Origin of the sequence: Phenylobacterium sp. (assembly GCF_036263695.1) — a bacterium.
Classification (GTDB): Bacteria; Pseudomonadota; Alphaproteobacteria; order Caulobacterales; family Caulobacteraceae; genus Phenylobacterium.
This window is the reverse complement of record NZ_DATAGM010000136.1, coordinates 1-13,322: the sequence shown is the minus strand read 5'-3', so window position 1 is coordinate 13,322 and position 13,322 is coordinate 1. Positions and strand designations below refer to the sequence as shown.

Genomic DNA, 13,322 nt, shown 5'->3' with positions numbered 1-13,322 from the left:
GCGCACGCGCATGACGATCAGCGACTCATCCTGGGTCCACGGCGCCGTCCGGTCCGCCGCTCGCAACGGCGTTCCCTGCGCGTCGACTTTCACTGAACCGTCCGCGTCCAGTTCGAACATCGCGCGCAGGGTGTCAGGCGCGATGAGATTGGACCAGTCCACCAGTCCGCCCTTGAAGATGGAGGAGCGGGAGGACTGATGGCCTGGCGTATCGGGACGAACGGCGGCTCCCGCCGGTGGAGCAGCCGGCTTCGGTTGGGCAGGCGCAAGTCGGGACGTCGCCGATAATCCGGTGATCTGCATGTGATCTCCGTCGGGGGATGCACGAGAGATGCACGACTTATGCCACCTGCGCGCGAGCGACGGCCACGGCGCGATCGGCGTCCGCTTGTCTGCGGGCGGCAGATCTTGCAGGGCGCCCCGGCAGGCCGCGCGCGATCAGGCCAGCTCTTCCTCTAGGGCCGCCAACCGCGCCGCCTGATCCTCGGCGATCAGCGGGTTGATGATTTCGTCCAGCGCCTCGCCCGCCAGCACCTTGGGCAGGTTGTAGAGCGTCAGGTTGATGCGGTGGTCGGTGACCCGGCCCTGCGGGAAGTTGTAGGTGCGGATCCGCTCGGAGCGGTCGCCGGAGCCCACCTGGCTCTTTCGGCTCTCGGCCCGTTCGCTGTCCAGCGCCTCACGCTTCTGCTCGTACAGCCTGGCCTGCAGCACCTTCATGGCCCGGGCCCGGTTCTGGTGCTGCGACTTCTCCGAGGAGGTCACCACGATGCCGGTGGGCAGGTGGGTGATGCGCACCGCCGAGTCGGTCTTGTTGACGTGCTGGCCGCCGGCCCCGGACGAGCGATAGGTGTCGATGCGGATGTCGGCGTCGTTGATGACGATGTCCACATCCTCGGGCTCGGGCAGCACGGCGACGGTCGCGGCCGAGGTGTGGATGCGCCCGCCGGCCTCGGTCTCCGGCACCCGCTGCACCCGGTGGACGCCGCTCTCGAACTTCAGCCGGCCGAACACGCCCTCGCCGGTGATCGAGGCGATGATCTCCTTGTAGCCGCCGACATCGCCCTCCGAGACGCTGTCGATCTCCACCCGCCAGCCGTGCAGCTGGGCGTAGCGCTGGTACATGCGGAACAGGTCGCCCGCGAACAGCGCCGCCTCGTCGCCGCCGGTGCCGGCGCGCACCTCCAGGATCGCCGAGGCGCTCTCGTCCCGGTCTTTCGGCGCGAGCAGCAGAGCGACTTCCCGCTCCAGGCCCGGCAGCCGCTCGTTCAGCGCGGCGAGCTCTTCGCGGGCGAGGTCGGCCATCTCCTTGTCCCCCGAGGCGGCCATTTCCTCCAGCTCCGGCGCCTCGGCGCGGACCCGGGCCAGCGCCTCGACGGCCTCGGCCACGGGCCGCAGCTCGGCGTGCTCCTTGGACAGGCGCACGATCTCGGCCCCGTCGGCGGCCGCGCCCATCCGCGCCTCGATCTCACGGAAACGGTCGAGCACCTGGTCCAATCTGGCCTGCGGAAGACGCACCGGCGAAGTCTCTCCTGAAAGGGCGGGAGGCGGGATGCTCCTCTAGCGCCGTTTTCGCCCGGTTTACAGCGGCGAAGGGGCGCGGCAGGTTCAACCGGATGGTTCTGCAAGACGCCGCCCTCGACGACGTGTTCCACGCCCTGGCCGATCCGACCCGGCGAGCCATGCTGCGCAGCTTGGCCGGCGCTGAGCGCAACATCACCGAGCTCGCGGCCCCGTTCCGCATGTCCTTCGCCGCCGCGTCCAAGCACGTGCGGGTGCTGGAGGCGGCGGGTCTGGTGCGCCGCCGCGTGGAGGGCCGCTCGCACCTGTGCCGCCTTGAGCCCAAGCCGCTCGCCGCCGCCGACGAGTGGCTGCGGTTCTACGAGGGCCTCTGGGCCGGCAGCCTGGAGCGGCTCGACGGGATCCTCTCGGAGGAGGGTGACAGCTAGGCTTGCTACGTCGGTGTGGTGCTAGAGTTGCGTCTCGCCCAGCACGGAGGCGGCCATGTACCACCAGGGCAATCGCGAGCTTCAGGATCTGTTCGGCAGCCGGTCGCTGGCCGACCGGCTGGAGGAGAAGCTCCGGCGGGAGCGGTTCACCGAGGCGGATGCGGCCTTCATCGCCGCGCAGAGCTTCTTCTTCCTCGCCACCGCGGACGCGGAAGGCCGCCCCGACTGTTCGTTCAAGGGCGGGGCGCCGGGGTTCGCCCGGGTGGTCGCGCCGGACCAGCTGGTCTTCCCGGACTACGACGGCAACGGCATGTTCAAGAGCCTGGGCAACCTGCGGGCCAATCCGCACGTAGGGCTGCTGTTCATCGCGATGGGCGAGAAGCCCGGACGGCTGCGGGTCAACGGCCGGGCGGAGGTGGTGACCGACGATCCGTTGCTGGCCGAGATGCCCGGCGGACAGCTGCTGGTGAAGGTGACGCCGTCCGACATCTTCCCCAACTGCCCCCGCTACATCCCGCACATGGAGCTGGTGGAGCCGTCGGTCTATGCGCCGAAGGCGGACGCCGAGCCCGTCGAGCCGAAGTGGAAAGCCTTCCCCGACTTCGCTGACGTCGTTCCGCCGAGAAGGCGGTGAGCCCAGATCCTGCCTCGCAGGGGGAGGGGACCGCCGAAGGCGGTGGAGGGGGTTCACGCGCACCAAGTCAGCGCCGTTGAACCCCCTCAGTCAGCTTCGCTGACAGCTCCCCCTGTGGGGGAGCATCTAACCTGCTAGACCCGCACGCCCGAGATCGGGGCCGAGCCGAAGGCGCCGAGTTGGACGGTGCCGGTCATGTTGTCGCCGTTGACGGTGGCCTGGAACTCCAGGGTCATCGGCATCGGCTGGCTGATGTTGGTGCTCCAGGTCAGGGTGTCGCCGTTCACCTTGCCTTCGATCTTCTGCTCGCCCATGCGACCGCTGGTGGTGCCGGTGAAGGTTTCGCCGGAGGTGGTGATGTTGGCGTTCACCTCCTGAGCGCCCATGGGGGTGTTGATCGTGATCTTCCAGTTGCCGTCCGCGGACATGGGCATCCTCCGTTGTGGAGGCTGCAACTAAACAGTGCGCTATTGGCGACGCAAGGGTGACGCGGGCGTCAATTTTGCGGTTTCTACTCGGCCGCCGCGAGCTCGCCCGCCAAACGAGCCGCTTCCAGCTCGGCCGCCTTGGCCTCAACCAGGCCCACGATGTGATCGACCATGCCGGCGTTGTCCTGCTTGTGGTCGGGCCGGCCCGCCACATAGACCATGCCCGCCCCTTTGCCGCCGCCGGTGAAGCCGAGGTCGGTCATCAGCGCCTCGCCGGGGCCGTTCACCACGCAGCCGATGATCGAGAGGCTCATAGGCGTGGAGATGTGGGCCAGCCGCTGCTCCAACTCGGTCACCGTCTCGATGACGTTGAAGCCCTGCCGGGCGCAGGACGGGCAGGCGATGATGTTCACGCCGCGGTGGCGCAGGCCGAGCGACTTCAGGATGTCGAACCCAACCTTGATCTCCTCGACTGGGTCGGCGGCCAGGCTGACCCGGATGGTGTCGCCGATCCCGGCCCACAGCAGCGAGCCGATTCCGATGGCGCTCTTCACCGTGCCGGTGCGGGTCGCGCCCGCCTCGGTGACGCCCAGGTGCAGCGGGCAGTCGATGGCCTCGGCCAGCATCTGGTAGGCGGCCACTGTCATGAAGGCGTCGGAGGCCTTCACGCTGATCTTGAACTCGTGGAAGTCGTGGTCCTGCAGGATGCGGGCGTGGCTCAGCGCGCTCTCGACCATAGCTTCGGGGCAGGGCTCGCCGTAGCGCTCCAGCAGTTCGCGCTCCAGCGAGCCGGCGTTGACGCCGATCCGCATCGAGCAGCCGTGGTCGCGGGCGGCCTGGATGACCTCCTTCACCCGCGCGGGCGAACCGATGTTGCCTGGGTTGATCCGCAGGCAGGCCGCGCCGGCCTGCGCCGCCTCGATGCCGCGCCGGTAGTGGAAGTGGATATCGGCCACCAGCGGGACCTTGGCCGCCTTGGCGATCTGCTTGAAGGCGGCCGTCGCATCCTCGTCCGGGCAGGAGACGCGGACGATGTCGGCCCCGGCCTCCTCCAGGCGGCGGATCTGGTCGATGGTCGCGCCGGCGTCGCCGGTGACGGTGTTGGTCATCGACTGGACGGTGATCGGCGCATCGCCCCCCACCTCAACGTCGCCGACGCGGATCTTGCGCGACGGGCGGCGATGGATCGCCCGCCAGGGGCGGTGGTGGTTCGGATCCTGGGTCATGACCGCCGGAAGGTAAGCCCTCGGTGTGAATTCCGAAAGACGGACGCCAGGACCGATCGCCGCTAGCCGGCCAGGATCGACCCCGCCGGCAGGCTGGAGACGGTGACGTTCGCCAGGATCAGCTGATCGCCGCTGGCCAGGTTGATCACCGTGTCGGTGCCCTGCTGGGCGACCGTGAAGGTAGAGCCGGAGATCACCGCCCGGTCGCCCTGCGCGGCGTTGAAGTCGGTCACCCGATCGACGCCGCCGAAGGCCGCGATCTGGAAGGTGTCGGCGCCCACGCCGCCGGTCAGCTGGTCGTTCCCGCGGTCGCCGATCAGCCAATCGTCGCCGACGTCGCCGAACAGGAAGTCCTCCGACTGGCCGCCCAGGATGGTGTCGCGCCCGTCGCCGCCGTGGGCGGTGTCGGAGCCCAGATTGGCCACGATGTAGTCGTCGCCGTTCTCGCCGTGCAGCAGGTCGCTGTCCTGGCCGCCGACCACCCAGTCGCCGCCTTCGCCGCCCCACAGCGTGTCCGAGCCCTGGTTGCCGTGCATGTAGTCCCAGGCCCCGCCGCCCCACAGCTGGTCCGCGCCGACGCCGGCGGACATGGAGTCCTCGCCCTCGAAGCCGTTCAGCCGGTCGTCGCCGGCCCCGCCGATCAGCGTGTTGCGCAGGTGGTTGCCGTTGATCACGTCGTGACCCGAACCGCCGAAGCCGTTCTCGATGTCGGTTCCGATGGCGATCGCGACGTTGCCCTGCAGCCCGCCGGTGCTGGAGAAGGCGCCCTGGCGCAGGTCGATGGTGGCGTTGGAGACGTAGCCGGAGAAATCGAAGGTGTCGTTCCCGCCCGCGTCCCAGGCCGCGAACACCACCCGCTGGTTGGTGGCGGCCTCGAACCAGGGCCGACCGGCGTTGGCGTTGAAGCCGTAGACCGTGTCGCCTGTCCGGGTCGACGTGTTGGCCCCGTACATCAGCTGCGCGGCGGCGATGTCGTCCAGCATCGGCGCCGCGGCGTACATGCCGCCGAAGTTGCCGCCGGTGTTGAACTCCGAGAAGTAGCTCATCACCGTGTACTGACGGGTGTCCTCTGCGTAGTCGGCCTGGCCCGAGTAGGTGTTGTTGGCGTCCTTGCCGGCGTCGTACTCCGACGGATGGGCCAGGCCGATTGCGTGGCCGACCTCGTGCACCAGCACGTGGGCGCCGTAGTTGAAGGTCGCCGGCGAGCCGTTCGTCCCGGACTTGGAGTTGATCCAGACGTCGCCCGACGCCGAGCCGCCGCTGGTGCTGCCCGGGTAGTAGGCGAAGGCCGAGGCCCCGTCCGCGCCGGTGTCGTAGTTTGCGAACAGCATCGTGGCGTCGTTCGTGTAGTCGCCGACCCGCACGAAGTTGATCCGCGCCACGTCCGACCAGGCCGCCAGGGCCAGTTCGGCATGCTGAATCTGCGCCGCGTTGAAACGCGAGAAGCCGCTGGTGTCGTCGGGCATCTGGGCCGGCGCGTCGGCGCGGAAGCCGTAGGTGACGGTGAAGGGCGCGCCCATGGAGCCCCAGCCGGGCTCGCCGCGGATGATCTGGTTCGCCGCCTCGGCGACGGTGAAGCTGTCCTTGCTCCCGTCGACGCCGCCGCGCGCGTCGGCGTTCAGGAAGGCGACAGGCTGCAGCGGCTCAAATGTCTCCACGACAAGGCCCGCGCACATGGGGCAGGCGCAGACGCGCGCATGGATGAAGCCGTCGGAAGTGCTGTTCTGGGACATGGGAGCCGCAAAATGCCGTTTGTGAGTGCGTCCCCCGATCGCGACGCGATGCTACGTCCCGACCGGAGGGCGAACAAGCGGACCGAACGTCGTTGCGTCGATTTTTCGCACGATTTTCGGCGCTTAGGTCGCGCTGACGACTCTACGCAGGAGAGGTTGCAATGAGGTTTCGAGCCGTGCTTGCCGCAGCCTTGATGCTGGGCGCGTGCGCTGGGGCGCCGGCCGGCGCGAGAAGCCCGGCCCTGGCCAGCCCCCAGGCCGTGGCTGGCGTGTGGACCCTGACGGTCGAGGGGCGGGCGGCCTGCAAGCTGCTCCTCACCGCCGCGCCGGCGGCGCAGGGCTACGTGGCCTCGCCTCAGGGCGGCTGCCCGATCGCTGTCGCCCAGTGGCGTCCCGTCCCCGACGGTGTGGAACTCGCCGCCTCGGACGGGCTGACGCTGATTCTCCTCGAGCCCGCCGGCGCGAACGCCTTCCAGGGGTTCGACGCGGCGCGCCGCCCCGCCCGGCTGGTCCGCTAACGCGAGCAGGCGGACCCGCCGCAGAAGGCGCGGCCTGCCGGCCGCCCCCAGGTGACCTGGCCCGCGCCGCCGACCACTTTCCGGACCTGGCCAGTGACAACCGCGGCATGGATGCGGCCCGACCCGGAGAGCTCGGCGTCGAGGGTGCCGACTTGGCCGGCGTGGACGATGTCGCCCGAGCCCTCCAGCCGCAGCCGCGCCTTCGGGCTGACGCCGCCGCGGACGGTGATCTCGCCCGGCCCGGCGACGGATCCGGCGAGGGAGCCTGCGACCTCGGCGGCCTCGACGCGTCCCCTGCCGTGGACCTGCGCCGTCAGCGCCCGCGCCGCTCCGAGGCTGACCGAGCCGGGGCCGCTCTGGGCGACCACCGCCTGGCCGAGCACCGCCGCAATCCGCCAGCCGCCGCAGCCCTGGTTCGACAGTCTAACGCTGTCGGCGGCGCCGATCCGGCCCGAGACGCCGCCGCGGGCGATGATCTGCACCGCCCTCGGCGCGCGGACGACCACCGGCGGTGCGGAGCCGCCGCACTGGCCCCTGCCGGCCGTGTCCGGCCGGGCGCCGCCGGTGACGCGCACCGTATCCCCCTGCCGGGTGACCGTCAGTCCGGCCGCGGGCGGCGCCTCGACGGCCAAGTCCGTCCGTTGCTCGGGAATAATGATCAGGTTCGCCGCCGTCGCCTCGATGCGAAGCACCGGCGCGCCGGGCAGGGTGGCGATCTCTGAGGGTTCAGCGGCGCCGCAACCGGCCAGCAGCAGGGCGGCGAGGGGCGCTGCTGCGCCTCGGCGGTCGATCATGGCCCCTCCACCAGACTACATGCGTAGTCTAGCGCGACGGTCGGGAGCGGCCAAGCGCGGGGTTAGTTGGAGATCTTCGCCAGCGGGGTCTGGGCCTCGGGCATCAGCCCGCGGCTCTGGCCGGCGACGAACACCTGGAAGGCGGCCGGGTCCGAGACCTCCACCGACAGGCCGGTCATGGCGGGGGCGCGGTAGGCTTCGCCGGCCGACAGCTGGCGGGCGAAGTAGACCCGCCCGTCGGGTCCGCGGACGATCACCGAGCCGCCGCGGACGGCCTGCAGGGTCACCACCGAGGCTTCCGGCGCGGCGCCGTGCACCGTGCCCTTTGGCGTGAAGACGGCCGGCAGGGGCTGGGCGTGGACCGCGGTAGCGGCCACGTTGGAGGCGCTGGGCAGCTTGGTCGGATCGGACTCGGGCAGGGCGCCGCCGGCGGCGGTGGCGGCCGCCAGGCCAGGCGTTTCATAGGGCGCGGGCGTGGTGGATTCCACCGGCGCCGGCAGCGGTGCGCCGAGCGCCACGGGTCCTTGCGAAACCGGCGCTGCGATGGTGGTGACGGCGTTGGCGGGCGCGGCCTCGGCGGGCGCCTCCTCCTGAGTCATGGCCCGCTGGACCACGTTCCAGGCCAGCACGGCCGCCAGGATCACGCCGCCGGTCATGGCGAACATGCCGAGCCGCGGATCGCGCTCCTTCTGCACGCCCATGGGTTCGGGCAGCGAGCCGTCGGGCGCCGGCTCCTCGCGCTTGAAGCGGGCGACGGCGGCCTCGCCGTCCAGGCCCAACGCGTTGGCGTAGGCGCGAATATAGCCGATGGTGAAAGGCCGGGAGGGAAGGGCCTCGAGCCGCTTCTCTTCAATGGCCTGCAGGTAGGCGCGGCGGACGCAGGTCTTCTCGGCCACTTCTTCCAGCGACAGGCCGAGGAACTCGCGGATGGTCTTCAGGGCTTCGCCAACATCGGAGCCGTCTTCAAGCGTCGGCATGTAGCTCTCGACTTTGGCTGGACTGCGGCGGGTACGGGCACGCAAAGCAATGTCCATTTCTCCGCCAGTATCGAGCGGCATGGTATCAGTCACCCCCACTGAGCGCATAGCGACCGCCAGTCCCCATGAGCCCACTTCCACCTAGCAGCTTCATCTTAACGAATAGTTGTGGTTAGACGTTCAGCATTCGCGCCGGAATGCGGTGGTTCGTCGCGAAGTGTAACCGAGATTCTAGACCGCCAAATAGAGCTTGCGGGCCAGTGTCTCGATCTCGTTCCGCACCGATCCGGCGCCCCCCTTGATCAGCGCCGAAACGCCCCGCCGGGCCGCTTCCCGATCGCATGACAGCACCATCTGCTTCACCGGCCCCACGCCTGCCGGAGGCATAGACAGCTGTTCGAAACCCAGCGCCACCAGCACGAAGGCCTCCAGCGGCCGGCCGGCCATTTCGCCGCAGACCGACACCGGCGTACCGGTCTCCGCGCAGGCCCTCTGGATCGCCTCCAGGGCCCGCAGCGCCGGCGGCGAGAGCACGTCGTAACGGTCGGCGACCCGCTGATTCCCGCGGTCGGCGGCGAACAGGTACTGCATCAGATCGTTGGTGCCGACCGAGACGAAGTCGGTCATCGGCAGCAGGGCGTCCAGGTGCCAGATCAGGCTGGGCGCCTCGATCATCGCGCCCACGTCCAGACGCGAGGGGGGCGGGCGGCCGCGCCGCTGGGCCCAGGCGATCTCGTGGTCGACCAGGGCGCGGGCCTGGCGGAACTCGTCCACCGTGGCCACCAGCGGGAACATGATCCGCAGCGGCCGGCCGCGGGCCGCCGCGATCAGCGCCCGCAGCTGAAGCCGCAGCAGGGCCGGGCGGTCCAGCCCCATGCGGATCGCACGCCAGCCCAGCGCCGGATTGTCCTCACGCTCGGCCTCCAGGTAGGGCAGCACCTTGTCGCCCCCGAGGTCGAGCGTGCGGAAGGTCACCGGAAGTCCGGCCGCGGCGTCCATCACCCGGGCGTAGAGGGCGGCCTGGGCGGAGAACCTCGGCAGCTCCTCGGCGACCATGAACTGGAACTCGGTGCGGAACAGGCCGATGCCCTCGGCGCCCGCCTCGCGCAGCAGCTCCAGGTCGACGTCCAGGCCGGCGTTCATCAGCAGGGTGATCTTGGCCCCGTCGCGGGTGAAGGCCGGGGTCTCGCGAAGCTTGGCGAACTCGGCCCGCCGCTGGGCCCGCACCTCCATCCGCGCGGTGATCGCTTTGCGCACGTCCGGGCGCGGCCGCAGGTAGGCCTCGCCGGTCTCGGCGTCGACGATGACCGTGTCGCCCTCGTTCACCCGGTCGCGCAGGCCGGGCAGCCGACCGACGCAGGGGATGTCCAGCGCCCGGGCGACGATGGCCGCGTGACTGGCGGCCGAGCCCTCCTCGAGCAGCAGGCCCTTCAGCTTGGTGCGGTCGTATTCCAAGAGGTCGGCGGGGCCGAGGTTGCGGGCGATGAGGATGGCGTTGTCGGGCAGTTCGCGGGCCACGTGGCCGTCGCCCGACAGGTGGCGCAGCAGCCGGTCGTTCAGGTCTTCGAGGTCGTGCAGCCGCTCGCGCAGATAGGGGTCTCGCGCCTGGCCCAGGCGCGCCCGGTGCTCGGAGCGCACCCGCTCGACGGCGGCCTCGGCGGTCAGGCCGTTGCGCACAGCATCCACCAGGCTGCGGTTCCAGCCGCGGTCGTGGGCGAACATGCGGTAGGTGTCGAGCACCTCGTAGGAGGCCTCCACCAGCCCGTGCTGGCCCTCCAGCATGCTGTCGATCTGGGCCTGCAGGGCGGCGATGGCCGTGTTCAGCCGGTGCTCTTCGGCCTGGGCGTCGTCCGCCAGCAGGTGCGAGGGGGCGACCGGCGGCTCGTGCAGCACCGCGACGCCCAGCGCCAGGCCCTCGGCGAACTTCTGCCCCTTCAGCCGCTCCGGCCGGTGAGGCGCCAGCTCGACGCCCTTGAGCTCCTCTTCCCTGATCAGCTCGCCGGCGGCGACCATCTCGGCCAGGACCATGGCGATGATCTGCAGGTCCTCGACCTCGTCGTCGGTGTAGACCCGCTCGGTGCGGTTCTGGACGACGATCACGCCGATCGCCCGCCCGCCGCGCAGCAGCGGCACGCCGAGGAAGGCGTGATAGGGGTCTTCGCCGGTCTCGGGCCGGTACGAGAAGGCCGGGTGGGTGGGGGCGTCGGCCAGGTTCAGCGGCCGGCCCTGGCGCATAATCTCGCCGATCAGGCCCTCGCCGTGCTTCAGGCGCGTGACGTGTACGGCTTTGGTGTCCAGGCCCTCGGTGGCGAACAGCTCCATCTCGCCGCCGGCGCGGCGCAGGTAGAGGGAGCACACCTCGGCGACCATCGAGCGGGCGATGATCCGCACCACCATGTCCAGGCGCGCCTGGGCCGGGCCGCCACTCGCCAGGGCTTCCCGGATCTGGCGCAGCAGGCTGCGCTGGCCTCTGATGGCGATGCCTTGAATGGGCACTTTGGCCGTTTCCTCCTGTCCCTTCCGCTTCTTAGCAGACCCCGGCGACGGATCGGAGACACGTTTCCGGCGCGTGCGTCAGCGCGTCGCCCTGGCCAGACTATCTATCAGCCCGGCGCGGATGGGTGCTCGCATTTTGCGCAAGCGGCGCCAGAAAAACTCGCCTCCCGCTTGTGCCGGCGGCGCCTCAGAGCCGCGCTGCGCGCAACCGCAGCGCGTTGCCGACGACACTGACGCTGGACAGCGCCATGGCCCCGGCCGCGATCGCCGGCGACAGCAGCCAGCCGAACACCGGGTAGAGCAGCCCGGCCGCGATCGGCACGCCGGCGGCGTTGTAGACGAAGGCGAAGAACAGGTTCCGGCGGATGTTGCGCATCACCGCCCGCGACAGCCGCCGCGCCTTCACCAGCCCCTGCAGGTCGCCCTTCAGCAGGGTGACCCCGGCGCTCTCGATGGCCACGTCCGCCCCGGCGCCCATGGCGATCCCGACGTCGGCGGCGGCCAGGGCCGGGGCGTCGTTCACCCCGTCGCCGGCCATGGCGACCTTGCGGCCCTCGCCGCGCAGCTTCTCGACCACGGCGGCCTTGTCCTGCGGCAGCACCTCGGCCTCGACCTCGTCGATGCCCAGCCGCCGGGCGACGGCGAGGGCCGTGGTGCGGTTGTCGCCGGTCATCATCACCAGCCGCAGCCCGTCGGCCTTCAGCGCCGCGACGGCGGCCGCCGTCGTTTCCTTGATGGGGTCGGCGATGGCGATGACCGCCGCGGCCGCGCCGTCCACGGCCATGAAGATGGCGGTGGCGCCTTCGCCGCGCAGGCTCTCGGCCTCCGCCGAGAGGGCGGCGACGTCGACGCCCTGTTCGTGAAGGAACCGGCCCGAGCCGATCGCCAGCCGGCGCCCGTCCACCAGCCCCATCACGCCCTTGCCGACCGGCGAGTCGAACTCGGCGGGCTGCGAGAGGGGCTGGCCGCGTTCGTTCGCCGCGCGGAGGATGGCGTCCGCCAGCGGGTGCTCGCTGGCCCGCTCCAGGCTGGCGGCCAGGCGCAGGACCTCGGCCTCATCGAAGCCGGCGGCGGGGCGGATCGCAGTCACCGCCGGGCGGCCCTCGGTGAGGGTGCCGGTCTTGTCGATCACCAGGGTGTCGATCTGCTCGAAGCGCTCCAGCGCTTCGGCGTTCTTGATCAGCACGCCGGCGTGCGCGCCGCGACCGACGCCGACCATGATCGAGATCGGCGTCGCCAGGCCGAGCGCACAAGGACAGGCGATGATCAGCACCGAGACGGCGGCCACCAGGCCGAAGCTGAACCGGGGCTCCGGCCCGAACACGCTCCAGGCGATGAACGCCAGGGCGGCCACGCCGATCACCGCGGGCACGAACCAGCCGGAGACCTGGTCGGCCAGCCGCTGGATCGGCGCGCGGCTGCGCTGGGCCTGGGCGACCATCTGCACGATCTGGGAGAGCAGGGTGTCCGCGCCGACCTTCTCGGCTCGCATGACGAAGCCGCCGGTCTTGTTGATCGACCCGCCGACCACCTTGTCGCCTGCTTCCTTGGTCACCGGCATGGATTCGCCGGTGACCATGGATTCGTCGATGGCGACGCGGCCCTCGACCAGCTGGCCATCCACCGGGACCTTCTCGCCCGGCCGCACGCGCAGCAGGTCGCCGACGCCGATCAGGTCCAGCGTCACCTCCTCGTCCGAGCCGTCGGCGCGAACGCGGCGGGCCGTCTTGGGGGCCAGGTCCAGCAGGGCGCGGATGGCGCCGGAGGTCTGCTCGCGGGCGCGCAGCTCCAGCAGCTGGCCCAGCAGCACCAGGACGGTGATCACCGCCGCGGCCTCGAAGTAGATCGGGACCGAGCCGTCGTGCCGCCGGAAGGCCTCGGGGAACAGCCCCGGCGCGAGCGTGGCGACCACGCTGTAGAGGTAGGCCACCCCGACGCCCATGGCGATCAGGGTGAACATGTTGAGGTTGCGGGTGACGATCGAGCGCGCGCCGCGGTCGAAGAACGGCCAGCCCGACCACAGCACAACGGGGGTGGCGAGCAGCAGCTGCAGCCAGTTGGAGGTCTCCGCCCCCAGCTTCATGGTCAGGCCGGTGAGGTGGCCGCCCATCTCCAGGGCGAACACCGGCAGGGCGAAGGCGAGGCCGATCCAGAACCGGCGGCCGAAGTCCTTGAGCTCGGGGTTGGGCTCGGTGTCGGCGCTGAACAGCTCCGGCTCCAAGGCCATGCCGCAGATCGGGCAGCTGCCGGGCCCCTCCTGCCGCACCTCCGGATGCATCGGGCAGGTGTAGATGGCTCCGGCGGGCGCCGCGGGCTCCTGGCGGCCATCCTTGTTCAGATACGCTTCGGGATCGGCGTCGAACTTGGTCTTGCAGCCGGCGGAGCAGAAGTGGAAGGCGCGACCCGCGTGCCTGGCGTGGTGCGGCGTCTTCGTCGGATCGACGGTCATCCCGCAGACCGGATCTTCCGCCTTCAGATACTTGACGGGATCGGCCTCGAACTTGGTCTTGCAGCCTGCCGAGCAGAAGTGGAACGCCCGCCCGTCGTGCTCGGTGTGATGCGCCGTCTTC

Annotated in this window: 12 protein-coding genes; 3 read left to right on the top strand and 9 right to left on the bottom strand. The window is 70.6% G+C overall.

What is annotated here, in order from left to right; translation table 11 throughout:
• Together VHK87_RS05520 and prfA are read right to left on the bottom strand one after the other, a co-directional pair.
• The coding region (locus VHK87_RS05520; protein ID WP_329633897.1) for a hypothetical protein at positions 1–303 on the bottom strand (303 nt) is incomplete at its 3' end.
• Positions 304–438: 135 nt separating this feature from the next.
• Positions 439–1,515: a peptide chain release factor 1 gene (gene prfA, locus VHK87_RS05515; protein ID WP_329633896.1), complete on the bottom strand. Its 1,077-nt coding sequence runs from the start codon at positions 1,513–1,515 to the stop codon at positions 439–441.
• A gap of 98 nt (positions 1,516–1,613) precedes the next feature.
• Between prfA and VHK87_RS05510 the strand changes: the two genes are divergently transcribed.
• Both VHK87_RS05510 and VHK87_RS05505 read left to right on the top strand, forming a co-directional pair.
• On the top strand, positions 1,614–1,946 hold the full coding sequence (locus VHK87_RS05510) for a metalloregulator ArsR/SmtB family transcription factor (RefSeq protein ID WP_329633895.1): 333 nt from the start codon (positions 1,614–1,616) through the stop codon (positions 1,944–1,946).
• A 55-nt stretch (positions 1,947–2,001) separates the two neighbouring features.
• Positions 2,002–2,580, top strand: a complete 579-nt coding sequence (locus tag VHK87_RS05505) for a pyridoxamine 5'-phosphate oxidase family protein (protein ID WP_329633894.1) — start codon at positions 2,002–2,004, stop codon at positions 2,578–2,580.
• A 134-nt stretch (positions 2,581–2,714) separates the two neighbouring features.
• Here VHK87_RS05505 and VHK87_RS05500 read toward each other — a convergent pair whose 3' ends face one another.
• The 3 genes from VHK87_RS05500 to VHK87_RS05490 all read right to left on the bottom strand — a co-directional run bounded on the left by VHK87_RS05500 (position 2,715) and on the right by VHK87_RS05490 (position 5,967).
• A complete protein-coding gene (locus tag VHK87_RS05500) occupies positions 2,715–3,008 on the bottom strand; it encodes a hypothetical protein (protein ID WP_329633893.1) in 294 nt (97 codons plus the stop codon).
• Between the two features lie 83 nt (positions 3,009–3,091).
• On the bottom strand, positions 3,092–4,234 hold the full coding sequence (gene ispG, locus VHK87_RS05495; RefSeq protein ID WP_329633892.1) for a flavodoxin-dependent (E)-4-hydroxy-3-methylbut-2-enyl-diphosphate synthase: 1,143 nt from the start codon (positions 4,232–4,234) through the stop codon (positions 3,092–3,094).
• Between the two features lie 62 nt (positions 4,235–4,296).
• Complete coding sequence (locus tag VHK87_RS05490) at positions 4,297–5,967, bottom strand: M57 family metalloprotease (protein WP_329633891.1); 1,671 nt, start codon at positions 5,965–5,967, stop codon at positions 4,297–4,299.
• 161 nt (positions 5,968–6,128) lie between these two features.
• Here VHK87_RS05490 and VHK87_RS05485 point away from each other — a divergent pair, with 161 nt between their 5' ends.
• Positions 6,129–6,485 (top strand): AprI/Inh family metalloprotease inhibitor, encoded by a 357-nt coding sequence (locus VHK87_RS05485; protein ID WP_329633890.1) that lies wholly within the window; start codon positions 6,129–6,131, stop codon positions 6,483–6,485.
• Here VHK87_RS05485 and VHK87_RS05480 read toward each other — a convergent pair.
• From VHK87_RS05480 to VHK87_RS05465, 4 genes are all read right to left on the bottom strand, one after another.
• A complete protein-coding gene (locus VHK87_RS05480; protein WP_329633889.1) occupies positions 6,482–7,279 on the bottom strand; it encodes a hypothetical protein in 798 nt (265 codons plus the stop codon). The two genes, VHK87_RS05485 and VHK87_RS05480, sit on opposite strands and share 4 nt — an antisense overlap.
• Before the next feature lie 62 nt (positions 7,280–7,341).
• Positions 7,342–8,256 (bottom strand): helix-turn-helix domain-containing protein, encoded by a 915-nt coding sequence (locus tag VHK87_RS05475; RefSeq protein ID WP_329633888.1) that lies wholly within the window; start codon positions 8,254–8,256, stop codon positions 7,342–7,344.
• Between the two features lie 231 nt (positions 8,257–8,487).
• Positions 8,488–10,752 (bottom strand): phosphoenolpyruvate--protein phosphotransferase, encoded by a 2,265-nt coding sequence (gene ptsP / locus VHK87_RS05470; protein ID WP_329633887.1) that lies wholly within the window; start codon positions 10,750–10,752, stop codon positions 8,488–8,490.
• Positions 10,753–10,939: 187 nt separating this feature from the next.
• The coding region (locus tag VHK87_RS05465; RefSeq protein ID WP_329633886.1) for a heavy metal translocating P-type ATPase at positions 10,940–13,322 on the bottom strand (2,383 nt) is incomplete at its 5' end.